Genomic DNA, 24,891 nt, shown 5'->3' on the forward strand with positions numbered 1-24,891 from the left:
GGTGTTAAATTTTCAGGACGATCTTCCCGATATGCTGCGATGTTTCCATCCGCTCGTGCGCCTGAACGGCTTGCGATAAGGGAAACTCACTGTCATGAATAACTTTTAACTTACCACTTTCGATCATCGGCCAAACATCGCGGCGCAGCGCCTGTGCGATTTCGGCTTTGGCAGCATCTGATTGCGGCCGCAGGGTCGATCCGGTGACGGTCAAGCGGCGCATCATCAAGGGGGCAAAATTGATCTCGGCTTTTGGGCCTTGCAAAAAGGCGATAAAGACCAGACGCCCATCTTCATCCAGTGCGCGCAGGTTGCGTTTGATATAATCGCCCCCGACCATATCAAGGATCAAATTGGCACCACCTGCCGCCTCAATGATTTTGACAAAATCCTGCGTGCGGTAATTGATTGCGGTCGCGCCAAGTGCCTCGATCGCGGCGCATTTTTCGTCTGATCCGGCTGTGGCCCATACCCGCGCACCGATGGCTTTGGCCATCTGGATCGCTGTTGTGCCGATCCCGCTGGAGCCTCCATGAACCAAAAACCGCTCCCCCGCCTTTAGTCCGCCGCGCTGCATCACATTGGACCATACGGTAAAGCAAGTTTCAGGCAGGCAGGCCGCAGATTTCAGATCCAGTCCTTTAGGCACCGGCAGCACATGGCTGGCCTGGCACAGCGCGTATTCAGCATAGCCGCCGCCGGGCAGCAGCGCACATACCTGATCACCGATCGACCAACCTGTCACCCCCGGACCACAGGCTGCAATCCGCCCAGCCCCTTCCAATCCGGGCAAAGGCGACGCGCCCGCCGGCGGGGCGTAGGAACCCGCACGTTGCAATGCATCGGGGCGGTTAACCCCGGCATAGGACAGATGAATCAACACCTCGCCATAGCCGGGAACCGGCACCGGTGCCTGCATCATCGACAAAACCTCTGGCCCGCCGGGCTGCGTGATTTCAACGGCGCGCATTTGATGCGGTAAGCTCATGTATCCGTCCTTTCTTTGGCGCCATCGGCGGCGCCATATGTCTTGCCCGGCATGTCCTGCCCCGCTTGCGGCGCGCGTATTGCCCCCACCATTCTTTCCGCGAAAGGCAGCTTCAACAGCTTTCCTTTCACCTTTTCAAACTGCATCACATTGCCAATCCGGCGATCCAAAAATTCCCAGGTCTCGCAGTGACCTTCGCTTTCATCACCCATCCAGAACAAAACGGTCGCCGAATAGACTCCCGACAAAGTGGCGCGCTTGGTGTACCAATTGTAATCACGACTGCTGTCGCCCAACACGTTCCAGACCTTATCCGCAGTTTCCCAGATCAACTTGGCGCCCACCGCGGTGTTTTGTGGCAATGCGAACAGCGTTGCCCCCCGTCGCACCAATTCAGGATCCGCGCCTTCAAGGCGCATACGGATACAGGCAGCCACCTTGTCACGAAATTTCATCCCGTCGAAATCCGCTGATTTCACCGCAAGGCACATCGCTTGATCGCCTTTCCGGTGATAGGCAATCGCCAGGTCCACCGCCCCCCGCGGGCAAATGACCTCGGCCAAAGCCAGATCGATATCCGAATCAGCAACAGCCATTTCAAAGGCGGGTCTGGTCCAGCCATCAAAGGGCACATGTGGCTCGATCGCGGCCAGAAGGTCGGATTTGGCCCGATCCACGTCCAAATGATCATTCTTCACTGCGGTTTCTCCCGTCTGATAGTAGACAAACGTCAACGTCATAGCTATATGGCGGGTTCCTGCTATCTGATGCAACTTTAACTTAGGAAGGTGGTGACACCATATGCAGGTCAGCGTTCGCGACAACAATGTCGATCAAGCGCTCCGCGCCCTGAAGAAAAAACTTCAGCGTGAGGGTGTGTTTCGTGAAATGAAGCTTCGGCAACACTTCGAGAAACCCTCCGTCAAGAAAGCGCGTGAGAAAGCCGAAGCCGTCCGTCGTGCCCGTAAACTGGCACGTAAGAAGGCTCAGCGCGAAGGCGCGCTCTGAGGCTTGCCGGGTTTTCCCGGTGGTTTGAGAAAGCTGGCGGTCCGTTCTGTATGGATGTTCCGCACCGATGGCCCCCATGGCGTTGCGCTTTGGGGGTTTTTGGTTTTTAGCGGATGTGTTTTTACATCTGGAAAACCTCTCGCCCATAAGGTTAATGGTTAAAAGCACATTCAGGCGGCGCAATCCGTCTGGTCCACATATGCAGATTGTGGCAATTTACCCGGTAATCCCATCGGCGCTTACGCCGATCCGTTTTTTAAAGGGGCATCACCATGCTAAATGAATTCAAAGCCTTCATTGCAAAGGGCAATGTTATGGACATGGCTGTCGGCATTATCGTCGGCGCGGCCTTCACAGCCATCGTCAAATCCATGGTAAATGACCTTCTGAACCCGTTCATCGGGCTATTCACCGGCGGGTATGACTTCACCAATCTTTATGTCGTGTTGTCCGGATCCGTTCCTGAAGGTGCCAGTCTTGAAGTCGCGCGCGAAGCCGGTGCCGCCATTTTCGCCTATGGTGCCTTTACGATGGCTGTCATCAACTTCCTGATCATCGCCTTTGTTGTTTTCATGCTGGTGCGCACGGTCAACCGCGTGAAAGCCCAGGCTGAAAAGCCAGAAGAGGTCGTGCCAGAGGTTCCCGCAGGCCCGAGTGAACTTGATATCCTGATCGAAATTCGCGATCAGCTTAAGAAACCTGCGTAAATTTCTTTCGGCAGGGTCGCTCACCCGCCCCTGCCGCCACGCCCTGTTGGATGTTTGCATCTGGCGTGCGGGGCCTGATTGACGTAATAAATTCGGCAAAGCCTTAGATATGTCGAAGAAAGTTGCGCAAAGATGGGTCTTGATGCCACAGATCGCCGTTTATTGGATGTGTTGCAAAAGCAGGGCCGGATTTCCAATGCAGATTTGTCAGAGCGCGTGAACCTGTCCCCATCCGCCTGTCACCGCAGGGTGCAGCGGTTAGAGGATGAAGGGTTCATCCGCAACTATGTTGCCTTGCTCAATCCCACAAAGCTGGGCCGCACGACGGTTGTTTGGGTTGAAATCACCCTTTCTAGTCAATCCGATGAAATTCTTAATTCTTTTGAACGTGAAGTGCGTAAAGTGCCCGAGGTGATGGAATGCCACCTGATGGCGGGCAAAGCCGATTTCCTGCTGAAAGTCGCCGCGATCGATACCGAAGATTTTGCGCGGCTGCATCGCTCACGATTGGCCTCACTTCCCGGCGTGGCACAGCTTCAATCCAGCTTCAGCCTACGTGAAGTTCAAAATACCACGGCGTTTCCGGTCTAAGCCCTACATAATATTAAGACATATGACCGAAGATTACCGGGTAATACGTGCTTCGGGTATTTGTATGAAACTTGAGATTTTGGTGACGCTGTCGTCGCTGATAATTGCGCCATTGGCGCATCTGTCTGCTACGCGACCTGACACGCCGGGCCTATTGCTGGTCGTGATGCCTCCTTGGGTGGACGCCAGCAGCGTGGCCCATGCCGCGAAGGCGCAGATTGTCGGCCCGACCAGAGCCCCATTCGGGGTGCAAATCGTTGTCGAGACAATGTCGCAGATTGACGCCCTATCAAATGCCGGAGCGTGGTTCATCCTTGACGCAGAAAAAGCCAAATGGATTTGTAGCGCATGATTAAATCACTCTGGAATGACGACAGTGACCTTGCATTCTTAGGCCGCGACAAAGCAATAAAATATCTGGCAAGGAGCATGGTTGGCTTCGCCGCGCTGACGACACTGGTATCGTGGATGATCGGGAATGCCTTTATCGTTGCCACTGTGTCCGCATGGGCCTTTGCGGCGCTGTCGCTTTGGGCGGCACGTCAGGGCGATACGCGCAAGTCGCGCTCGGCTTTGGCACAAGGGATGATTGGTCAGTGTTTTGCCTTCACAGCCGCCTTCGCAGGTCATCCATGGATCATAGATACCCATATGATTTTCTTCGTAATCTGCGCATTGACCACGGCACTGGTCGACACTCGAGCGATCGCGGTCACCGTGGTTGGCACGGTGTTGCACCACGCTGGGTTGGGGCTGTTTTATCCGGTTTTGGTGTATCCCAGCTCTGATATTGTAGAAAACTTGGGCCGCATCGCCCTGCACGGCGCCGCCTTTAGTATAGAGGCCGTGGTGCTTATGCTGGTTGTGCGCCAGCGCCAGCGTATGCAGCTTGCCGCCACAGAGCGCCTGAAAGAGGTGCAGCAGATGTCGCACGACGCGATTGCCGCAAAAGAGCACGCGCAGGCCCTGTCCGAAGACGCGCAGGCGCAAAAAAATGCCGCCGAAGAAGCGACCAAACGTGCAGAAGCCTCGCGTCTGGATGCTGAGGCCAAAGCCGCAGCCGCCCAACATGCGGACACCGCCGCACGCGAAGCGGAACGGGTTCTGGCCGCCGAGCGCGAGCACACCGCCGCGCAAACAGAACAAATTACGCAGCAATTGCAACGTGCCTTGGCGCGCATGGCGAACGGGGATCTTTCTGTCCGCCTGCCAGAATTTGACGACCCAAGGTTCAAAACCTTATCGCGTGACTTTAATCAAGCAACACAACAGCTTGCTTCATCCATCACGGTGGCTATGGGATGTTCAGTCGATATCGGGGCACAAATCGGGGAAATCGCCAGTGCAGCCGAAAGCCTGTCACACCGGTCAGAACAACAGGCGACTACTTTGGCCAATACCGCAGCGGCAATAAATGAGCTGACGAGTTCCGTTCAACAGGCCGCACAGGTCAGCCGTGAAACCGCCGATACCGCCGAACAGGCCCGCTCGGTCGCCCGTGAAAGCTCCGGCGTGGTGGCAGAATCGATTGAAGCGATGGGAGAGATTGAAAAAAGCTCCAGCCAGATCGCGCGGATTACCAGCGTCATTGACGATATCGCGTTCCAAACCAATCTATTGGCGCTGAACGCCGGGGTGGAAGCCGCCCGCGCGGGTGAGGCAGGACGCGGTTTTGCCGTCGTCGCCTCCGAGGTGCGTGAACTTGCACAGCGTTCCTCTTCCTCAGCGCGTCAAATCAGCACTTTGATCGAAGCGTCCGAACGTCAGGTAAAAACCGGCGTGGATCTGGTGAATAAAACCGTCACCGCGTTGGATCGTATCATCGGCGGGGTTGAGAAAATTACCGTGCGGATCAATGAGCTGGCCCAGACCGCAAGCGAACAGTCGCGCGCATTGGAGGACATCAACGGTTCGGTTGAAGAGCTTGATCACGTCACCCAGCAAAACGTTGCGATGTTTGAAGAAACCACCGCCGCGAACAGGGCATTAGACGGAATGGCCCGCAGCCTGCGTGATGCTATGGTTATTTTTCAGGCCGATGCGCAAAGCTTAAACGATGATGCACTGCGCGCCGCAGGGTAGCGGTGCAAGACATCCTTACCGGATCGGCCTAAAATGGATCGGGGCGAGTTGAAACCTGTCCCGATCCTTGTGCCATGTTTGGCGGTTTTGTTCAGCCAGCTGCCGCTTCGACTGCGGCCACAATCCCATCCACTGTCTGTAATAAAAGATCATCGCTTTCGCATTCAGCCATCACGCGGATCAGCGGCTCGGTGCCCGATTTACGGATCAACAACCGCCCCTGCCCGGACAGTTTGACTTCAGCGTCCGCAATCACTTTTCGGACCGCCTCATCGTTCAACGGTTCCTGCCCCGCCTGATACCGAACATTTTTCAACAATTGCGGCACTGTTTCAAATTGTTCGCACAGGTCAGAAGCGCGTTTACCGGTCTCTGCCATCGCCAGCAAAAATTGCAACCCGGCCATCAGGCCATCGCCTGTCGTCGCATAATCGGTCATCACAATATGGCCCGATTGCTCACCGCCCAGATTAAACCCGCCCGAGCGCATCCGCTCTACAACATAGCGATCGCCGACCTTGGTCCGCTCCAACTGCAGACCACGCCCTTGCAAGAACCGCTCCAACCCCAGGTTCGACATAACGGTCGCCACCAAGGCCCCACCGCGCAAGAACCCTTTATCCGCCCAGCGGCGGGCAAATAGTGCCATGATCTGATCGCCATCGGCAACGCGCCCGGTCTCGTCAATGATCATCACCCGATCGGCATCACCATCAAGCGAAATACCAAGATCCGCGCCATTGGCCAAAACCGCATCTGCACAGCTTTGCGTATGGGTCGAACCACAATTGTCATTAATATTATACCCGTTGGGTGTGACGCCCACTGGGATGACATCGCAACCCAATTCCCACAACACCTGCGGCGCCGCCTTATAGGCCGCACCATTGGCGCAATCTACCACAACCTTCAGGCCAGACATGCGATCGCGCGCCGGAAATGTGGTTTTCGCATATTCCACATAGCGGCCCAGACCATCATCAATGCGCTTGGCCCGGCCAATATTATCGGGGATTGCCAGACGGATTTCCCCACCCAGCATTGCCTCAATCTCGGCTTCGGCCTCATCCGACAGTTTGAACCCGTCGGGACCAAAGAACTTGATCCCGTTATCCTTAGCCGGGTTGTGGCTGGCCGAAATCATGATCCCCAGATCTGCCCGCATCGAGCGCGTCAAATAGCCAATCGCAGGCGTTGGCACCGGCCCCAGCAGCAACACATTCATCCCGGTTGATGTCAGACCTGCCGTAAGGGCATTTTCAAACATATAGCCCGACAGCCGCGTGTCCTTACCGATCACAACACGGTGGCCATTGCTGCGGTCCCGGCGAAAATAGCGCCCGGCAGCCGCCCCAAGTTTCAATGCGGTTTCTGCCGTCATATGGCCCGAGTTTGCTTCGCCGCGTACGCCATCGGTGCCGAATAAAGTTCTGCTCATATGTCCTCCTGCTCCCACCCGAATGTGAGGGCTTTCCAAAGCCGCACAGATTGCACGATCTGCGCCACGTCATGCACGCGATGGATTTGCACGCCCTGTTCCAAAGCCAATGTGGTCAATGCCAAACTGCCCGGCATCCGGTCGCTTGGTTGTTCGGTTTGAGAAATCGTGCCAATAAAACGTTTACGCGAAACACCCAGCAAAATCGGGCAGCCCAAGCTGTGAAACAGGGAAATCCCGCGCAGCAGCGCCAGATTATGCTGCAAGGTTTTGCCAAAGCCTATTCCCGGATCCACCACGATCTTCTCGCGCGAAATACCTTCGCTTTCGGCCAAGGCAATGCGCGCCTCCAGATAATCATAAACCTCTAACAGCACATCCGTGTAGCGCGGATCCTCTTGCATAATCTCCGGTGTACCTTGCGAATGCATAAGGCAAATCGGCAAACCCGAGATCATCGCCAGCTCTGTCATGCCCGGATCAAATTCCATTGCAGATACATCGTTTAACATATCCGCGCCCACCTCAATGGCCTGATCGGCCACCATGGATTTACGGGTATCAATAGAAACCGGCACCTGACGGTCCAATTCGCGCAGCGCCGCAATCACCGGTGCGGTGCGCTGGATTTCCTCGTCTTCATCAACCTCTTCGGCACCTGGGCGTGTGCTTTCGCCACCCACATCCAACATATCGGCACCTGCCTCAATCATCAGCTGCGCATGTTCCAATGCTCCGTCCAAATCGTCGTGATCGCCACCATCGGAAAAGCTGTCAGGTGTGACATTCAGAATTCCCATGATCTGTGGCTGCGTCATATCCAGCCCAGCAATGTGGCCGCGTGGCGATGTCAGCCGTTCCAGCACATCCTCTGGCAAATGAGCGGCCAAAATGACCTCCGGATCTTCGCCACGGCGTAAGATCTCAACCTCATCAAACCAACACCAGCCACCTGCCAGCGACATTGCGCTGTCTGGGCGGGCTAAATCGGTGCGCGCAATCGGGCGGTAATACAGTTTTTCCATGCCACCATTCACCGCAAACGCGCGGCATTGGCAAGGGGGCGCGGTGGCTCAGGCCGCGTCGACCATGACCGGCACGCGGCTTCCTGCCGGGGCCGAAACATTCCCGTGAAGCTCTAACCGGGTTGCCGCCAATTGCTCGGCCAGCCAAATCGCCAAAGCCACCGGGTCAGAACCTTTCGGCCCATCCACTGCATCCAGGACGATTTTCGACGGCGCCCAAACAACGGTCTGGCCATGTTTCATCGCCCAATCGATTTCGGTGCGCGACGACACGACAACACAGCGCGGGTCACGCGCAGCCAACATCCATGCGTTTTGCTCAATCGCCAGTAGATCAATGCGGCGCTGGGTCGTTTTATGGCCGGACGCGGGCGCGGTGGCTTCGGGTAAGCCCACGGTCAAAATAACGGGCAGGCCATGTGCCTCCAGCCGATCCAACCGCTCTGAACAATCATCCGCTGCGCTGATGTCATTGGACAGATAGGCCACCAAAGGGTGCAGCGCCTGTTCGGCATCGCCCTGCACCGGGCTGCTTGCACGCGAACGCGATATTTCGACGCCAAGCGCGCCGGGACCACGATCCAGCTTCTCAATCCGCACAAAGACCCGCATGGCCTGCGGTTCGGCCAGAATACGTTCGGCCACTCGTTCTGCCAGGGTTTCCAGCAGGTTCAGCCGCTCTGCCGCCAGCTCGGCCGCGATGGATTCTGTAATCCGGTCATAGGACAAGATGCGGTCTACATCATCATCCAATGGCGCTGGCGCGGGACGGACCTCTACCACGACATTAAAGCACAGGCGTTGCTGGCTTCCCCGCTCTTGTTGGAACGCGCCAATTTCTGCCGTAACAACGTGATCACGCAGCGAAATACGGTCGCGCGGATCTCCGGGGGCGGAGGCAATAGCACGTTCTTCGGGATGAGAAAAAGCAAGCGAAGTGTCGCTGGTCATGGGGATCGGTCACCTAAGCTGTCATCGGTGCAGAATAGAAAAAGGGCGGGCCAAAGCCCACCCCGAAACGGCGTTTCGACGGCCTCAAACGACGTTAATTTGACGCGGTGCGCACCGGCTTACGATAAAAGATATGTGCCCCAACCTTGGCCGTGCGCACAAAGCGACGCGCCCATGAGGGCTTAACTGCGGGTGTATGGAAAAATGTCGCACCATCGGTCACAACACGCGGCGCGCCGTCCATCATTGCACGGGCCACTTTTTTCACGCGGGAATAGGCCGAGCTTTCACCGATACGGTCCGATTTTCCATCGCAAGTCCAGCTGAACTGGCAGCCGCGACGATTGCTTTGATGCACAACGCCGCACACTGTATTTGGAAAGGCGGGATCTTCCACGCGGTTCAAAACGACCTCGGCCACGGCAACCTGCCCTTGAACGCTTTCACCGCGCGCTTCGTGATACAGCACATCTGCCAGGCATTCAAATTGCTGCCCGCCTTTGGCGGCAGGTTGCTGTGCCAACCATTCGGCGGTAATTTTCGGCGGTGTCGCACCTTCCGGGGTCGTGGTGATTTTCGCAATGCGTTTGGCCGACAATTTGCCAAGCCCGTCACGCTCGCCGCTCATTAAAGATACCAGATGCTGGTCGATTTGCTCAGATGGATCATTGGAACCACTTACCGCCACATCTGCGCGAGCGCCCCCCGAAAGGGACAAGATCACAATCGCAGCCCCGCACAGGGCTTTTGTGGCATAGCTGGTCACATTCAACATCTTTGGCATCCCGCATCGTTCCATCTGAACGCGCCACAGATATCTCACTCAACTGTGACGGAACCTCGCCGCAATACAGCATAGATTGGGTAAAAGTCCAGTTTAGCCCCAGATTTCAGCATGTTCGGAGTCACTCTTAAGCGACATCTTGCCTACCCTAACGGAAAGCAAATAGGATCGAAGCGGCCATATCATCCGCGAAGAAACTGGAATCAAATTGAATTTTATAGAAAATCGGGATAGGACCTTTTCGGCCCTATCCGTGACTTTTGGGCGCCAATAACGCGAAATGCGCCGCCGCCAAACGTGCGACAGGCACGCGAAACGGCGAACATGACACATAGTCAAAGCCAGCCGCGCGGCAAAATGCTATCGATTCGGGGTTTCCGCCATGCTCACCACAGACAGAAATTGTGATGTCACGCCGCGTCGCGCGACCTCTGCCTGCCCCGATCAACAACAACTCCCCCACCCCTTCAACATCCAGGATATGGAACGGATCTTCGGCATACACACCTTGATTGACATAGGTCGACATGAACCGGCCAGCGTCATCGCGCGACAGGCCATAGGTCATCTGGGTCAAGTCATTCGTGCCAAAGGACATGAATTCAGCATGTTCGGCAATTTCACCGGCACGCAGCGCAGCACGCGGGGTCTCCATCATCGCGCCCAGGCGATAGGTGAACTCGGCCTTTGTTTCGCTGCGCACGGCGGCCGCAACGGCATCAATACGCGATTTCACCAGCTCCACCTCACGCGAGGCAGAGACAAGCGGGATCATGATTTCAGGCACGACCTGCGCTCCGCGGGTGGAGGCCTCGACGGCGGCCTCAAAAATCGCACGGGCCTGCATGTCGTAGATTTCGGGGATCGTTACGCCCAGCCGCACGCCGCGCATCCCCAACATCGGGTTGAATTCCGACATGGCTTCAATCCGGCGTGTAACCTCTGACAAGGGGCGGTCCAGCGCATCCGCAAGATCGCGCATCCCATCGCGGTCATGGGGCAAAAATTCATGCAGCGGTGGGTCAAACAGGCGGATGCACACAGGCATGCCGGCCATAATGTCGAACAATGCAATGAAATCCGCCCGCTGCATCGGCAGCAATCGTTCCAGTACCAAGCGCCGGTCTTGCGAGGCATCTGCAAAAATCATCTCGCGCATCACGGTCAGACGATCTTCGTCAAAGAACATATGCTCTGTCCGGCACAACCCAATCCCATCGGCGGCAAAGTTCCGGGCGGTGCGGGCATCTTCGGGCGTGTCGGCATTTGCACGGATGCCAATGTCGCGCACATTATCTGCCCATCGCAGTAAGGTCTGGAACCCATCATCAAGTGCGGGTGACAGCATCTCGGCCGTGCCGACCAACACATCACCGTTAGAGCCATCAACAGTGATCACATCCCCTTCGTAGAACACACGACCGCGCGGCCCCACCAACCGCTTTTCACGGCCCGAGATCGAAATCTCTAGGCAGCCAACGATACAGGGCAGGCCAAGCCCGCGTGCAATCACGGCCGCATGGCTGGTCATCCCACCGCGTTCGGTCAGCACCGCATGGGCTGCATGCATCCCGCGCACGTCTTCGGGCGAAGTTTCGCGGCGCACCAAAATACAAGGCTCATCACGCGCTGCACTGGCCTGTGCGGCTGCCGCAGAAAACACGATTTTCCCGGTTGCAGCCCCCGGAGAGGCCGCAATGCCGCGCGCCAAAACATCACGTGGCGCCCGTGGATCCACCTGGAAATGCAGCAATTCGGTCAATGCGCGTGGCTCAACGCGCAGCAAAGCGTCTTCGCGCGGGATCACCCCATCTTCGGCCAACGCGACCGCGATCCGCACCCCGGCACGCGCCGACCGCTGCACGCGCACAGCATCAATCACTGACACGCGCCCGCCTTCCAGCGTAAATTCCACCTGCATTTCTTCGCGTAGGCGCTGGCGGCAAATTGCACCATATCCACGCAGTTGTTCAAAAACCTCAGGCGCAAGATCTTCCAATGACGGCCCGCGAGGATCCCGCGTCAGATACAATTCGGCATCCGCGCTGGCCCGGCCCTGGCTTTGGCGCCGGAAGCGCCCATTGATCAATGGCTTGCCCGTCACCGAATCAACAAATTGGATCGTACCAGAACCCGACAGCCCCGGGCCGATCCCCAATGCCATCTGCTGCAGCACCAAACCCAATGTCGCCTCTGCCGGGGCGCCTTTGGCCTGACGCAGTAAGCGCGCTGTGGTGCCTTCCCATGCCCGCGCCATCGAGCGCAGCACCTCAATCAGCTGCTGCACCGGATTTTGCGGAAATTCGCTATCCATTTCCTCCTGATACATCGCGAGCGCGGCTTGCACCGCACCGGGGCCAGCGGGGGCACAAAACATATCAGGATCAAGTCGGGCAACATGAACGGCATAGTTTTGCACGAATGCCAGATACAGCGCATCGGCGGCTTCGGCACCATGGGTTTCAACCAACCGCGCGTGCATGTCATTGTTCAGGCCGACATTCAGAACCGTGCCCGGCCCGCCCCATTCGGGATTTTCCGGGCTGGAGCGCACCGAGATCAGCATCTCGTCGCCGAAACATTCAATGATGGCAGCAACATCGGGCATTTGCCCTGCCGCGATCCGGCGCACCGTTTCGGTGGGCAATGCCACAGTCGCAGGCACCGGCAAATCCAGACGGATCAGCCGTTGCAAACATTTTGCGCGCCATCCGTGGCGTGATTTGTCGACCTTTGCCGTTGGCCGCAGCTCAACGAACTCGTCAAATTCGTAATGTTTCTGCATCGCAGCAAGCCCTCTTTGCGCCTGCAGCATATCCTGTTTCGAGGCATCCCGAAAGCGATCTTATAGCTGCAGCCGGATGTTTCGATGAAACCTCCGGCTGTAACGGTCTAGCCAATTGTACTGATTGGGTAAACTAGCCTTCTAATTTTGCAACATCTGCGACCGACAGACAAATCTTTCGAATCTGGGACAGCAGATTCAAACGATTCCTCCGAATTATCTCATTCTCGGAGTTAATTTGCACATCTGTGAAGAACGCATCAATCGGTGTCCGCAAAGTCGCCATTGCAGCCATTGCTCCAGCGAAATCATCGCCCGACATGGCTTTATTGATTTTCTCCTCTGCGGTGTCCAAGGCAACGAACAGGGCCTTTTCAGCCTCGCTTTCAACAAATTTAAGGTCGGCACCAAAGCTATATTCAACGCCATCCTTCGATTCTGCCTGGCTCAGTATGTTATTGGCGCGCTTATAGCCCTGAATCAGGTTTTCGCCATCATCGGTCTTCAACAGGTCCGACAACGCCGTCGCCCGCTTGACCACAAGCACCAGATCATCATTGCCCGGCATCGCCAAAACCGCATCAATCACGTCATGACGCACACCCTGGTCGCGCAGATAAACCTTCAGCCGGTCATGGAAGAAGGTCAGCAAATCTGCCGTATCCGCCCCCGGATAGCCCTTCGCGAAGGTCTCTGTCAGGTTCAGCCGTAAAGCGTTCGTCAGAACCAGGCGGATCACCCCAAGCGCAGCACGACGCAGCGCGAAAGGATCCTTCGACCCGGTAGGTTTTTCATCGATCGCCCAGAACCCTGTCAGCGTGTCGATCTTATCGGCCAATGCCACTGCGACCGTTACCGGATCACTGGGCACGTCATCTGACGGGCCAAGCGGCGAATAATGATCACGGCAGGCATCTGCCACCGCATCTGGCAAGCCCGCCGATTGCGCGTAATACCGCCCCATGATCCCCTGCAACTCTGGGAATTCATAGACCATTTCGGATTGCAGATCGGCCTTTGCGACCTCAGCCGCTTGTCGTGCAAGCGCGGGGTCGGCCCCCACCGAAGGCGCAATTTCTGCCGTCAGTGCCGCGATACGCGCGATACGTTCTGCCTGTGATCCCATTTTATTATGGAATGTCACCTCGGACAGCCCGGCGCCCATGGCCACCAAACCACCAGACTTGACCAGACGCTGATCATTTTCCCAAAAGAACTTGGCATCCGATAGTCGCGCCGACAAAACCTTCTGATTGCCCTTCAAAATCGTCTCGCCTTGATCGGACGTTTCGCGGTTTGCAACAGTCACGAACCCTTCGATACGGCCCGTTTTAGGGCTTTTGACCGAGAAGAATTTCTGGTGCTCTTTCATCGAGGTTTGCAAAACCTCTGGCGGCAGCCCAAGAAATTCATCGTCAATCTGTCCCATCAGCGCCACGGGCCATTCCACCAGCCCCGACACCTCGGCCAACAGACCTTTGTCCTGCACCAGTTCAAGACCGCGTGCGAAGGCCATCTGTTCGGCATCATGCCAGATCGTATCGGCACGCGTCTGCGCGTCCAACACCACTTTGGCCGTTTTCAGTTTCGCGCTATAATCGTCAAAGGAAGTTACCGCAAAACGGTCCGGTGCCATGAAACGATGCCCTTGGCTGGCGTTGCCAGCTGCGATCCCGTCAATATCAAGATCCACGATCTGCGCTCCGGCCTCATCAGTCAAGATGCACAAGATGGAATGAAGTGGGCGCACCCAACGCAGGCTGCCCGCACCCCAGCGCATGGATTTCGGCCAAGGGAAGGTGCGGATCGTCTTCTCCAGCACCTCTGCGATGATCGCAGCTGCGGCGCGTCCTGGCTTTTCCATGACCGCGAAATAGACCTGACCCTTTTTGTCATCGCGGATTTCCAACTGATCCAGCGTCAACCCGGTGGAGCGCAAGAACCCCTCCACCGCTTTGTCCGGCGCTCCTACCTTTGGCCCCTTACGTTCCTCACGAAGGGTCGGGCTTTCGGAAGACAGCCCCTCGACCGTCAGCACCAGACGCCGCGGTGTCGAAAACGCGCCGGCAGAGGCATAAGTCAACCCCGCCTCCACAAGCCCGTTGGTCACAAGCGATTTCAAATCTTCACGCGCTTTTTGTTGCATGCGCGCCGGGATCTCTTCCGAGAAGAGCTCGATCAGAAGGTCCGACATGTCACTTCTCCGATGTGTCGTTCAGCTGATGCCAGGCAAAGGCCCGGCCATCTGGATAAATTGCAACCACCCGGTCAACACCGGGGGAAATTTGATGTTCTGACAAAAAGGCCACGGCGGCCCCTGTCTGCAAATCTTCGCCAAGCTGGGCAGCATTATAGCATTCAAACCAACCTGGACCGTTCAACGGGGTTGCCCCTTCATAAACGGTATAGGTCTCGGTGGCGGTGGCCAAAGACAAAGGCGTGGTAAAACAGCCACGGAATCGCAAAGGGGAGCTATCTGCATCGATCCCTTCAAAATTCGATGTCTCGATCACCTCTGGTGTGCCATCCATCATTGATGTCAGGCGTATTTCGGCGCTATCTGCCGATGCGGGCACAGGCTGATAATAGCCATACATCTGCGTGTAATAGACCACGCCGCCAAACACCAATGCGCTGATCACGATACCCGCTCCGACCCATTTACCATTCACGCTGCGTCCCCTGCACCCGCGCCACCTGCCGGCGTTTGCACGAACGCATCAGCACATTGCTTGGCCAGATTGCGCACGCGGCCAATATAGGCTTGGCGTTCTGTCACGGAAATAACACCGCGCGCATCCAGCAGGTTGAACAGGTGGCTGGCCTTAATGCATTGATCATAGGCCGGATGTGCCATGATGATATCGCGACCTGCGCCATCGGTCGCAGGCTGTGCCAAGATGCGTTCACATTCTGCCTCAGCATCCTTGAAATGCTGCAACAATATGTCGGTATCGGCCACATCGAAATTCCAGCGGGAATATTCCTGTTCAGTCTGTTTGAACACATCACCATAGCTTAGGGCAATGGGCGCCGACGGGTCGTTATACGGCATGTCCATGACATGATCGACGCCCAGCACATACATCGCCAGACGTTCCAATCCATAGGTCAGCTCCCCCGAGACCGGATGGCAATCATGCCCGCCAACCTGTTGGAAATAGGTGAACTGTGACACTTCCATACCGTCGCACCACACTTCCCAGCCCAAACCCCAGGCACCCAATGTCGGCGATTCCCAATCATCTTCGACAAAGCGGATATCATGCAGATCGATATCAATCCCAATCGCACGCAAGCTGCCCAGATACAGCTCTTGCAGATCCGGGGGGCTCGGTTTGATCAGCACCTGATATTGATAGTAATGCTGCAAACGGTTCGGGTTTTCTCCATAGCGGCCATCTGTCGGACGCCGTGATGGCTGAACATAAGCAGCAGCCCAAGGCTTCGCCCCCAGCGACCGCAGCGTGGTGGCAGGATGGAACGTGCCAGCGCCTACCTCCATATCATAGGGCTGCATTACCGCGCAGCCTTTCGACGCCCAATAGGCCTGTAGCCGCAGGATGATCTCCTGAAACGACCTCGGCTGAGCAGGTTTGGATGCAGCACTCTCGGACATGGTCTCCCCTCGGGCATGGCCCTTACAGTCAGTTAGTCTTGTCATTAGGCAAGCGCGCCGGTCTGGTCAACGGGTGGCACCAAGAACACATATGCGCATAGATGGGCAGTTTCAGCGTGACCTTGCCGTCATATTCGCTAATTTCCGCCAAATACGGGCGCAAAGTTGGGGCCCGAACATATATTGGGAATTTACGATGGTGCGTTTGGGCAAATCTGTTTCGATGGTGGTTGGTGCGGTTCTGACCGGGATGATGTGGACCGGCATCGGCTGGGCCGCCCCCGTCTGGATCCAGATTGAGGCCCAACCCTCTTTGGCACAGGCCGAGCAAAGCGCGCGCGAATATGGCACCACCTTGCCTGATCTGAACGGCTTCGCCATGAGCACAAATTGGTATGCAATCACTATTGGTCCATTTGAAGACCGCACCACCGCGGATCAGCGCCGTTTGCAGCTGCGCCGCGAAGGCCTGATCCCCAATGATGCCTATCTGACCGAAGGCGCCCAATATCGACAGCAGTTTTGGCCCGTAGGTGCACGGTTTGTCACCCCGCCGGCCAGTAGCGCGCCATCTGCGCAGGTCGACACCCTGCAGTCCGACCCGATCGTTGAACCCTCGCCCGAAGTCACGCCTGACGCCGCACAAGCACCCGTCGCTGTTACGCCGGACCCTATGGCGGAAACTTTGGCGCAATCGCAGGCCCTTGAACGGCAACTGAACCGCGATCAACGCATCGAAATTCAGTCCGCGTTACAATGGGAAGGCGCCTATGACGGGCGTCTGGACGCTGCCTTTGGTCCCGGCACACGCGGCGCAATATCGGGTTGGCAGGCCGCAAATGGGTTTGAACCCACCGGCGTCTTGTCATCCGTTCAACATGCTGCGCTGCTGGAACGCGTTGATCTGGAACGCGCCAGGATTGATCTGAATGTGATCACGGATGAAGAGGCCGGCATTGAAATCGCGATGCCAAATGGGCTGGTTGCCTTCGATCATTATGATGCACCTTTCGTGCATTATACTGGCATCAATGGCTCTGACGTGACTGTTTTGCTAATTTCACAACAAGGCGATGCCAGCTCTCTGTCCGCGCTGTATGACGCAATGCAAACCCTTGAAATCGTGCCTATTGATGGGGAACGTTCGCAAGATCGCAGCGGCTTCACCCTGACGGGGAAAAATGATCAGCTGCGGTCATACACCCATGCGCGCCTGTCGGGTGGGCTGATCAAAGGGTTCTCTCTGGTCTGGCCCGCCACTGCAAGTGCCGCCGATTATGACCGGGTGCTCAGCGCGATGCAGCAAAGCTTTGCTCCCGTTGGACGCACCGCTTTAGATGCCACATTGGGCAAGCCATTGGCCCTGCCACGCGGCGATATCTTGTCGGGCCTTGATGTACGCCAGCCTGAATTCGCCCGCTCTGGCTTCTTTATCGATGCCAGCGGCGCGATTGTGACCGCCGCGCAAGGGATCGACACCTGCAGCCGGATCACGGTAGAGGATGACGACTTCGATGTTGCCTTTACTGATATGGATCTGGGCGTGGCCGTCCTGACCCCGCGCACCGCGCTGGCCCCCGCCACGATTGGTAAATTCCAAACCGCGCAAGTCACACCGGGCGCAGAGATTGCTGTGGCAGGGTTTTCCTATCCCGAAGCGCTGTCCGCCCCGGTTCTAAGCTTCGGCGCATTGTCGGCACTCGCCGGGCTGGAAAATGAACCTGATCAGGCACGCTTGTCGCTGCGCACCCTGCCCGGCGATGTTGGCGCACCGGTACTTGATCAAAGTGGCGCAGTGGTGGGCATGGTGCTGCCCCGCCCTGATGACACAACCAAGATCCTGCCCGATGACCTGTCGCTGGCAATCCAATCCGATGCAATGGCACAAAGCTTGGCCGCCAATGGTTTCGCACCCGAAGCTGCAGACCCCAGCGGAGCCCTGGCCGCCGAAGATCTGACACAGGGCGCGCAATCGCTGGTCGTGCATGTCGCCTGTTGGAAATAAGCTGTCACCAGATCGCCTTGTCAGCGCCGACAACGCGGTCTGGGCCCTCGGCCAATCCACCGCCCACCATCACTAGATAAAACCCAGGTATTGCTGCGCGGCCTAGCCCGCGATCGCGGCTTCAATATCCCCGCGCAGCCACTCCGACAGTGGCTCAGCTGTGGCCGGGTAGGTCTGTACGACATTACCATGCCGATCCAGCAGAATTTTGTTGAAATTCCATTCCGGTTCAAAGGCATGGGCCTCACGCATCCAGCGATAGAACGGATGCGCCCTCTCCCCCGTGACATGGGTGATCGTGGTCATAGGCATCTCTTCTATGCCAAATGTCATCGCACAGAAGCTTTTCACCTCAGCATTGCTATCCAGCTCTTGTTGGAAATCGTCCGAGGGTACGGCCAAAACGGTAAACCCTTGCCCGGCGTAGTTATCTTGCAAATCTTGCAGCCCGGAAAACTGGGGTGCAAACCCACAACGCGAGGCCGTATTGACGACCAACACGACCTGGCCCGCGAAATCAGATAACCGCAGCTGTCCACCATCAATATTGTCAAACACAGCATCTGGTGCCGGATCCGCTTGAACACCCGCACGCAGACCAGCCGCCATGACAATCATCGCAGTGACAGAAACCGAAAACGCAGCCAAACCGAAAACGGCCCGACGGGAAAATAGCGACCGAACCACATGTCCCTCCTGTGCACGCGCTGCAATGTTATACCTACATTCACCCCTTCGTGATGAATGTTTCAACCGCAAAACCGTTCGATCACGTCAGTTTGAAACCTTGCCGCGAAAGGGTCCTCAGGCTCGGGCGTGACTTGCTCAAAACTCAGGCGTTGGCATAACCCGATCTGATGCAAATCCGCACCCTGACCCGTATCACGCAAATCCAACAGCCAGCCGTTTTTGCGGGCAAACCCTGCGCGAAAGCGAAAGACCTCATCCAAAATGATCGCCTGCCCCGGTTCTTTGAACACATGCGCCTGCGCATCCCAATCGCGTCCCGACACTATGGCAATGCGGTAGGCTCCCGGCGGGGTCAAAACCCGGAAAAACGCGCCACCGCGCACATATGCCCCTAAAACGCGGCGCTCATCTTCAGTCGAGCGCAGCTCCAGATAATAGTCACGCCCGGCATCTGTCTGAACCTGTAACGGAAACACACGCGGCAGATCAGAGTGCACCCACAATAACCCCTCAGGGCGATCCTGGGCGACAGCTGCCAAGGCCCACCATAGCCAGATCACCCCTATGCCAATCGCTCTCATCATAGATCGACTATAGGCCAGACATCACAAATCACTAGCTGGTTTGACCGATTTTTTCGCGAATAACCGACACCGCCTTGGCAACAGCTGCTGCTATAGACAGTTCTGTGGTATCAATCACAATCGCGTCCAGCGCAGGCCGCAACGGCGCGTCCTCACGGCCCATATCGCGTGCATCGCGTTCCCGAACCTGTGCCAGAACCTCCGCCGCATCACCGCCAACCTCTTGCCAACGTCGATGCGCCCGAACCTCAGCCGATGCCGTCACAAATAACTTCACCTGCGCATCCGGACAAATCACCGTGCCAATATCGCGCCCATCCAAAACCGCACCACCTTCACTGCAGGCAACATCGCGCTGGAACTGCACCAAAGCTGCACGAACCGCCCCAATCGCAGCAACTTTCGACGCAGCCTGCCCGGCCTCCAGTGATCTCAGGTCATCGCGCTGCAAATCGCGCACACTCAAGCCCTGCGCCGCTGCCACCGGATCAGCACCATCTGCGACCAATGCACCTACCGCGCGGTATAACAGGCCCGTGTCCAAATGCGTAAACCCGAATTCTGCGGAAACCGCCTGGCTCAATGTGCCTTTGCCGGCCGCAGCAGGCCCGTCAATCGCCACAGTAAATCGCATCTCGCCTCACCTCATTCATCTTGCCCGAAATATCCTCGGGGGTGAATTGGGCCCTTGGCCCAAAAGGGGGCAGACAGCCCCCTACGCCATCGGCCCAAACTCAGCCACGGGTGATCGACGCGCCCAAACCCGCCATCAGCCCTTCAAAAATCGGGAAAGATGTCGCAATCGGTGTGCCATCATCAACCGACACAGCTGCGACAGAATTCATGCCAAGAACCATGAAGCTCATCGCAATCCGGTGATCCAAGTGGGTCGCAGCTGTCCCTCCACCTGGTACACCACCCGCGCCCATCCCGTGAACGATCAACGTATCTTCGTCTTCCTCGATCGTCACACCATTGGCTTCCAGCCCGCGCGCCATCGCATCAATACGGTCCGACTCTTTCACGCGCAGCTCATGCACGCCCTTCATCACCGTCTTTCCCGTCGCAAAGGCGGCCACAACCGACAGCACCGGATATTCGTCAATCATCGACGCAGAACGCTTCGGCGGAACCTCAATTCCCACCAGTTCAGAATAGCGCACCCGCAGATCCGCGACCGGCTCACCACCTTCTTCCCGCTCATTCAAAAACTCTATCTTCCCGCCCATTTCTTGCAACGTCACGAACAGCCCGTTGCGCGTCGGGTTCTGGCTGACCCCGGGAACCATAATATCCGACCCAGGCGTGATCAGCGCCGCACAGACAGGAAACGCCGCCGAGCTGGGATCACGCGGCACGGCCACCACTTGACCGCTCAGCTCGGGCTGGCCTTTCAGCGTAATCTTATGCCCTTCGGCCACAGTTTCTACACGCACATCCGCGCCAAACCCCCGCAGCATGCGCTCCGTGTGATCGCGGGTCGGGGTGGTTTCAATCACCACTGTTTCGCCAGGGGCGTTCAAACCTGCCAAAAGCACCGCAGATTTCACCTGCGCCGAGGCCATCGGCGTGTGATATGTCACCGGAACCGGATCAACCGCGCCCACAATCGTCATCGGCAAACGACCACCCTCACGGCCATAGCTTTGCGCCCCAAATAGCGCAATCGGATCGGTCACGCGCCCCATTGGGCGTTTGCGCAATGATCCATCACCGGTAAATGTTGCCGTAATTGGCGAACTTGCCATACAGCCCATAATCAACCGCACACCTGTGCCAGAGTTACCGCAATCAATCACTTGCTCGGGCTCTGCAAAGCCGCCGACACCGACACCATGAACGGTCCATTCCCCCGGACCATGCTGTGTCACTTGTGCGCCAAAGGCACGCATGGCCTTGGCAGTGTCCAAGACATCTTCGCCTTCAAGCAATCCGGTGATCTTTGTCTCACCGATTGACAGCGCGCCCAAAATCAACGCGCGGTGGCTGATTGATTTATCCCCAGGCACCTCTGCCACGCCCGTCAAGGGACCGGATTTCGACGAGGTCATACGGATCGGATCACCATGGCCGGACATTGCGCATCTCCCATAATTGCGCCGCTTTCCTAGCGCATAGGCCGCCGCCCGACAACATGATTGCGCAAAGCCGCAGCCTCTGCACGCGTCAGGGTTTGCGGTAGGTCAGGTAATGTGGCTTTCGCCCTTCACGCAGCGCTTTTTGTTCATAGCGGGTCGAAATCCAATCATCCCATGCGGTGTCCCAATCGCCTGACACCTCTTGCGGGTCGTCATGGTTAAAGGCTTCCGGGACACAAAACTGCGCCACGAACCCGGCTTTGGGCACTTCTTGCACGGCTTGACGCACATAGTCGCAAATATCAGTCGCAATGCGGAATTCGGCGCCAGGTTTCAGTGCCCGGAACAATGGCACTAGATGCTCTTGCGTCACGAAGCGGCGGCGATGGTGGCGGGCCTTGGGCCAGGGATCAGGATACAGCAAGAACGCTTTCGACAGGCTGGCCTCGGGCAGGACATCCATGACATCGCGCGCATCACCGGGATGCACCGCTACATTTTGCTGCCCTAGTTTACGGATTTTCCCCAGTAACATGGCCACGCCATTCATATAGGGTTCACAGCCGATGATCTCGACCTCGGGATAGGTGCTGGCCATATGGATCATATGCTCTCCACCGCCAAAACCCACCTCCAGCCACACTGGCTTGCCATGGAAACGCATCTGCATGTCCAAGGGTGCACGCTCTGGATTGGCGTCCCAATCCACCGCCGCGCCCGGTGACAGGCTGTCAAGGTCCTCGTCCAGATAATCCTTTTGCGCCTTGTTCAGCGTTGGACCATGCCTACGGCCATAAAAATTACGCCAGCCGCGGTCGGGGTGTTCGGGGGATTTCGGTGTATCGTTCATGCTCGCGCCATAGCCGGAGCATGATATTCTGGTCAAGAGCCTGAGCGGCCCGGTGCAGCGAAAAACCGATATTACATCCGACGCCTTCCCCCTACCGCCCGACAAAGCGCGACCTGAACACAGCAAAGCGTTCATGGGCGGCCCGACCAAAACACAAAGCCGTCTGTTTGGCGCGGGCCAACCTGCATTGGTCCCCCTGCGGGCATTAGCGTCCACAGGGTAACCAAAGGAGAGGCTTATCGGCCCGTCACACCGCGAACCCGATCAGAACGCCGGCGCAGCAGCTCCACCGTGGTCAACAAGGCAATTGAAACAAACACCAAGATGGTTGCAACCGCCAAGATTGCCGGGCTGATTTGCTCGCGTATGCCGTTCCACATCTGCCGTGGAATGGTCTGCTGGCTGTGATCCGCCACAAAAAGAACCACAACCACCTCATCAAAGGATGTGACAAAGGCAAACAAGCCGCCCGACACCATGCCCGGCAAGATGAGAGGCATAATGACCCGGAAAAACGTCGTGCGCGGACTGGCACCCAAGCTGGCTGCCGCGCGGCTGAGCGAGTGATCAAACCCCACCAAAGTAGCCGTTACAGTGATAATCACGAATGGAATGCCAAGCGTGGCATGCGCCAAGATGATCCCCGGATAGGAATTTGCCAAACCAGTTTTCGAATAGAAGAAAAACAACCCGGTTGCCGTGATGATGATCGGAACGATCATAGGGGAGATAAGGATGGCCATGATGGGCCGACGCCACGGCATCTCAGGGCGAGACAGGCCAAGTGCAGCCAGAGTGCCCAGAAATGTTGCCAAAAGCGTCGCAAAAATCCCGATGATTACCGAATGCTTGGCGACCTGCACCCATTGCGCATTTTGCCATACATCCAGCCACCAGCTGGCGTCACGCATGCGATCAGGCTCTTGCATGCCAAAGGTCAGCAAGCTGTCATACCACCGCAGAGAATAACCTTCAGGGTCGAAAGACAGCATCTTCTGTGTGAAGGTGAAATACGGCTCGGCATTGAAGCTGAGCGGAATGATGATCAGAATTGGCGCGATCAGAAACAAAAAGATCAGCGTACACAGCACAAGATATGTATAGTGCCACGTTTTTTCGAGCGGGCTGGCATAGGCGGGAACGGCCATATCTTTCTACTTTCGTTGAACCCGGGCGCAATGGGGGCTCTGCCCCCGCAATTTTCAGAGGCTCGATGCCTCTGAAAATTGCTCCCCCGGGATATTTACAGCAAGATGAAAAGGGGCCGTTCAGCCCAGTTTCATATTATCGATACCGACGAGCCGGTCGTAAAGCCAGTAGAGCAGCAAGATGCCAGCAAGCAAAATTGCGGCCAAGGCGGCGGCCAGCGACCAATTCAGTGATTTTTGCATATGGAATGCAATCAGGTTGGAGATCAGCTGACCGTCTGCACCGCCGACCAGGGCCGGGGTAATGTAATATCCAACTGCGAGGATGAATGTCAGCAAGGCGCCGGCGCCAATCCCTGGCAACGTTTGCGGCAGGTAGATCCGACGGAAGGCCGTCCAACTCGTCGCACCAAGGGATCGCGCAGCCCGAACATAGGTCGGTGGAATGGTGCGCATGACAGAATAAAGTGGCAGCACCATGAAGGGCAACAAGATATGGGTCATCGCGATGACCGTTCCCAACTGATTATACATCATTTGGATACGCCCATCGTCACCGATGATACCTATCCACACGAGCAAGTCATTGATAACGCCTTGGCTTTGCAACAGCACCATCCATGAGGTGGTGCGCACCAAGAGCGACGTCCAAAATGGCAAAAGCACCAATATCATCAGAAGGTTAGACTTTGCCAAGGGCAATGTTGCCAGCATATGGGCGATTGGAAAGGCCAGTAAAATACAGATTACCGTGATCGTCAGTGACAGCATCAAGGTTCTGCCAAACAATTTTTTATAAACTGCCTGCTCTGGTTCGACCGATACGATATGCCCTTGGACATCGCGGGTCATATCAAGGGCCGACAGGTAAAAATCAATTGTAAGCGGCGACGACGCAGATCGCATCGCCCGCCATAGGTTTGGATCATCCCAGCCGTCATCAACCTCTAGTACGGCCTGTTTATAAGGGGGGGCTAACCGCTCAGCACGACGTGCCGTTTTCGTGAAAAGCGAGCGTGTCCCCGATACGTCATAGTTGATCCGGGTGCCTGCCGAACCTTGTGTCCGATCTTCGCGCATCTGGCGCAGATCCATAACCAAGGCCTCATAGGCGGCTTCGTCAGGTTCGGTTCCCAAAGGATTGTCATCGAACCATGTCTGCAAATGTGGCACGTTATCGCTGAACGCGGGGTTATAGACCGATTGAAACAGCATCTGTCCGATGGGAAAGATGAATGTCACAAGGATAAACACAAACAGCGGTGCGACCAGCATGAACGCGCGTCGGCGTGCCCGCGCCTGGGAGGCAGCCAAAGCCGCTTTAAGCGGTTTACCGTCGGCCGTCGTCAAGATCGGCTGCGGTTCCGGGTCTGAAGGATGGAGTGTGGCGTCGGTCATCTGGGGTCCTTTGGACACGCGGCGGGTCGGTCCAACCCGCAACAGAATGAGAGGCATGGCGGCATCGCATATCTATGCATGTCCGCAACCTGCCAAGGCCACGGCACGTAGGTGCGCGGCCCAATGGCAGTCGTGGGCAGAAGGATCATCCCTCCTCCCC

Annotated in this window: 23 protein-coding genes; 6 read left to right on the plus strand and 17 right to left on the minus strand. The window is 56.7% G+C overall.

Going from position 1 to position 24,891, the window contains the following annotated elements; all coding sequences use genetic code 11:
* Positions 1 to 4: 4 nt before the first annotated feature.
* On the minus strand, positions 5 to 988 hold the full coding sequence (locus tag BFP70_RS16715; RefSeq protein ID WP_066012777.1) for an NAD(P)H-quinone oxidoreductase: 984 nt from the start codon (positions 986 to 988) through the stop codon (positions 5 to 7).
* Complete coding sequence (locus tag BFP70_RS16720) at positions 985 to 1,728, minus strand: COQ9 family protein (protein ID WP_083217573.1); 744 nt, start codon at positions 1,726 to 1,728, stop codon at positions 985 to 987. Before BFP70_RS16720 ends, BFP70_RS16715 begins: the two co-directional genes overlap by 4 nt.
* 61 nt (positions 1,729 to 1,789) lie before the next feature.
* On the opposite strand from BFP70_RS16720, the gene rpsU reads away from it, so the two are divergent.
* From rpsU to BFP70_RS16745, 5 genes are all read left to right on the plus strand, one after another.
* Positions 1,790 to 1,996, plus strand: a complete 207-nt coding sequence (rpsU, locus tag BFP70_RS20475; protein ID WP_083217574.1) for a 30S ribosomal protein S21 — start codon at positions 1,790 to 1,792, stop codon at positions 1,994 to 1,996.
* 272 nt (positions 1,997 to 2,268) lie between these two features.
* Positions 2,269 to 2,703 (plus strand): large conductance mechanosensitive channel protein MscL, encoded by a 435-nt coding sequence (gene mscL, locus BFP70_RS16730; protein WP_066012779.1) that lies wholly within the window; start codon positions 2,269 to 2,271, stop codon positions 2,701 to 2,703.
* Between the two features lie 132 nt (positions 2,704 to 2,835).
* On the plus strand, positions 2,836 to 3,294 hold the full coding sequence (locus tag BFP70_RS16735) for an Lrp/AsnC family transcriptional regulator (protein WP_066012780.1): 459 nt from the start codon (positions 2,836 to 2,838) through the stop codon (positions 3,292 to 3,294).
* 64 nt (positions 3,295 to 3,358) lie between these two features.
* On the plus strand, positions 3,359 to 3,646 hold the full coding sequence (locus BFP70_RS16740) for a hypothetical protein (RefSeq protein ID WP_066012781.1): 288 nt from the start codon (positions 3,359 to 3,361) through the stop codon (positions 3,644 to 3,646).
* A gap of 77 nt (positions 3,647 to 3,723) precedes the next feature.
* The gene (locus BFP70_RS16745; protein WP_066012782.1) at positions 3,724 to 5,376 is read left to right on the plus strand and encodes a methyl-accepting chemotaxis protein; all 1,653 of its coding nucleotides are present in this window, start codon (positions 3,724 to 3,726) and stop codon (positions 5,374 to 5,376) included.
* Between the two features lie 91 nt (positions 5,377 to 5,467).
* Here the strand turns inward: BFP70_RS16745 and glmM are convergent, their stop codons facing one another.
* The 8 genes from glmM to BFP70_RS16785 all read right to left on the minus strand — a co-directional run bounded on the left by glmM (position 5,468) and on the right by BFP70_RS16785 (position 15,978).
* On the minus strand, positions 5,468 to 6,814 hold the full coding sequence (glmM, locus tag BFP70_RS16750; protein WP_066012783.1) for a phosphoglucosamine mutase: 1,347 nt from the start codon (positions 6,812 to 6,814) through the stop codon (positions 5,468 to 5,470).
* Positions 6,811 to 7,839, minus strand: a complete 1,029-nt coding sequence (gene folP, locus BFP70_RS16755) for a dihydropteroate synthase (protein WP_066012784.1) — start codon at positions 7,837 to 7,839, stop codon at positions 6,811 to 6,813. Before folP ends, glmM begins: the two co-directional genes overlap by 4 nt.
* A 48-nt stretch (positions 7,840 to 7,887) precedes the next feature.
* Entirely contained in the window at positions 7,888 to 8,790 is a 903-nt protein-coding gene (locus BFP70_RS16760) for a dihydroneopterin aldolase (RefSeq protein WP_066012785.1), read from the minus strand.
* Positions 8,791 to 8,884: 94 nt separating this feature from the next.
* The gene (locus BFP70_RS16765; RefSeq protein ID WP_083217576.1) at positions 8,885 to 9,574 is read right to left on the minus strand and encodes a cell wall hydrolase; all 690 of its coding nucleotides are present in this window, start codon (positions 9,572 to 9,574) and stop codon (positions 8,885 to 8,887) included.
* A 247-nt stretch (positions 9,575 to 9,821) separates the two neighbouring features.
* The gene (locus BFP70_RS16770) at positions 9,822 to 12,359 is read right to left on the minus strand and encodes a putative PEP-binding protein (protein WP_066012940.1); all 2,538 of its coding nucleotides are present in this window, start codon (positions 12,357 to 12,359) and stop codon (positions 9,822 to 9,824) included.
* A 133-nt stretch (positions 12,360 to 12,492) separates the two neighbouring features.
* Positions 12,493 to 14,553: a glycine--tRNA ligase subunit beta gene (glyS, locus tag BFP70_RS16775; protein ID WP_066012786.1), complete on the minus strand. Its 2,061-nt coding sequence runs from the start codon at positions 14,551 to 14,553 to the stop codon at positions 12,493 to 12,495.
* 1 nt (position 14,554) lies between these two features.
* Positions 14,555 to 15,031, minus strand: a complete 477-nt coding sequence (locus tag BFP70_RS16780) for a DUF6446 family protein (RefSeq protein ID WP_066012787.1) — start codon at positions 15,029 to 15,031, stop codon at positions 14,555 to 14,557.
* Positions 15,028 to 15,978 (minus strand): glycine--tRNA ligase subunit alpha, encoded by a 951-nt coding sequence (locus BFP70_RS16785; protein WP_066012788.1) that lies wholly within the window; start codon positions 15,976 to 15,978, stop codon positions 15,028 to 15,030. Before BFP70_RS16785 ends, BFP70_RS16780 begins: the two co-directional genes overlap by 4 nt.
* 196 nt (positions 15,979 to 16,174) lie before the next feature.
* On the opposite strand from BFP70_RS16785, the gene BFP70_RS16790 reads away from it, so the two are divergent.
* Entirely contained in the window at positions 16,175 to 17,983 is a 1,809-nt protein-coding gene (locus tag BFP70_RS16790; RefSeq protein ID WP_066012789.1) for a trypsin-like peptidase domain-containing protein, read from the plus strand.
* Between the two features lie 102 nt (positions 17,984 to 18,085).
* Here the strand turns inward: BFP70_RS16790 and BFP70_RS16795 are convergent, their stop codons facing one another.
* The 7 genes from BFP70_RS16795 to BFP70_RS16825 all read right to left on the minus strand — a co-directional run bounded on the left by BFP70_RS16795 (position 18,086) and on the right by BFP70_RS16825 (position 24,731).
* Positions 18,086 to 18,670, minus strand: a complete 585-nt coding sequence (locus BFP70_RS16795) for a glutathione peroxidase (protein WP_255356757.1) — start codon at positions 18,668 to 18,670, stop codon at positions 18,086 to 18,088.
* A gap of 62 nt (positions 18,671 to 18,732) precedes the next feature.
* Positions 18,733 to 19,257 (minus strand): hypothetical protein, encoded by a 525-nt coding sequence (locus BFP70_RS16800; protein ID WP_141693242.1) that lies wholly within the window; start codon positions 19,255 to 19,257, stop codon positions 18,733 to 18,735.
* Between the two features lie 31 nt (positions 19,258 to 19,288).
* A complete protein-coding gene (locus tag BFP70_RS16805) occupies positions 19,289 to 19,891 on the minus strand; it encodes a d(CMP) kinase (protein WP_066012791.1) in 603 nt (200 codons plus the stop codon).
* 100 nt (positions 19,892 to 19,991) lie between these two features.
* On the minus strand, positions 19,992 to 21,335 hold the full coding sequence (gene aroA / locus BFP70_RS16810) for a 3-phosphoshikimate 1-carboxyvinyltransferase (RefSeq protein WP_066012792.1): 1,344 nt from the start codon (positions 21,333 to 21,335) through the stop codon (positions 19,992 to 19,994).
* An 88-nt stretch (positions 21,336 to 21,423) separates the two neighbouring features.
* Entirely contained in the window at positions 21,424 to 22,185 is a 762-nt protein-coding gene (locus tag BFP70_RS16815) for a tRNA (guanosine(46)-N(7))-methyltransferase TrmB (protein ID WP_066012793.1), read from the minus strand.
* A gap of 236 nt (positions 22,186 to 22,421) precedes the next feature.
* Positions 22,422 to 23,333, minus strand: coding sequence for an ABC transporter permease (locus BFP70_RS16820; RefSeq protein ID WP_066012794.1), 912 nt, complete (start codon positions 23,331 to 23,333; stop codon positions 22,422 to 22,424).
* A gap of 120 nt (positions 23,334 to 23,453) precedes the next feature.
* A complete protein-coding gene (locus tag BFP70_RS16825) occupies positions 23,454 to 24,731 on the minus strand; it encodes an ABC transporter permease (RefSeq protein WP_066012795.1) in 1,278 nt (425 codons plus the stop codon).
* Positions 24,732 to 24,891: the final 160 nt, after the last annotated feature.

Origin of the sequence: Thioclava sp. SK-1, from assembly GCF_001705665.1 — a bacterium.
Lineage (GTDB): Bacteria > Pseudomonadota > Alphaproteobacteria > Rhodobacterales > Rhodobacteraceae > Thioclava.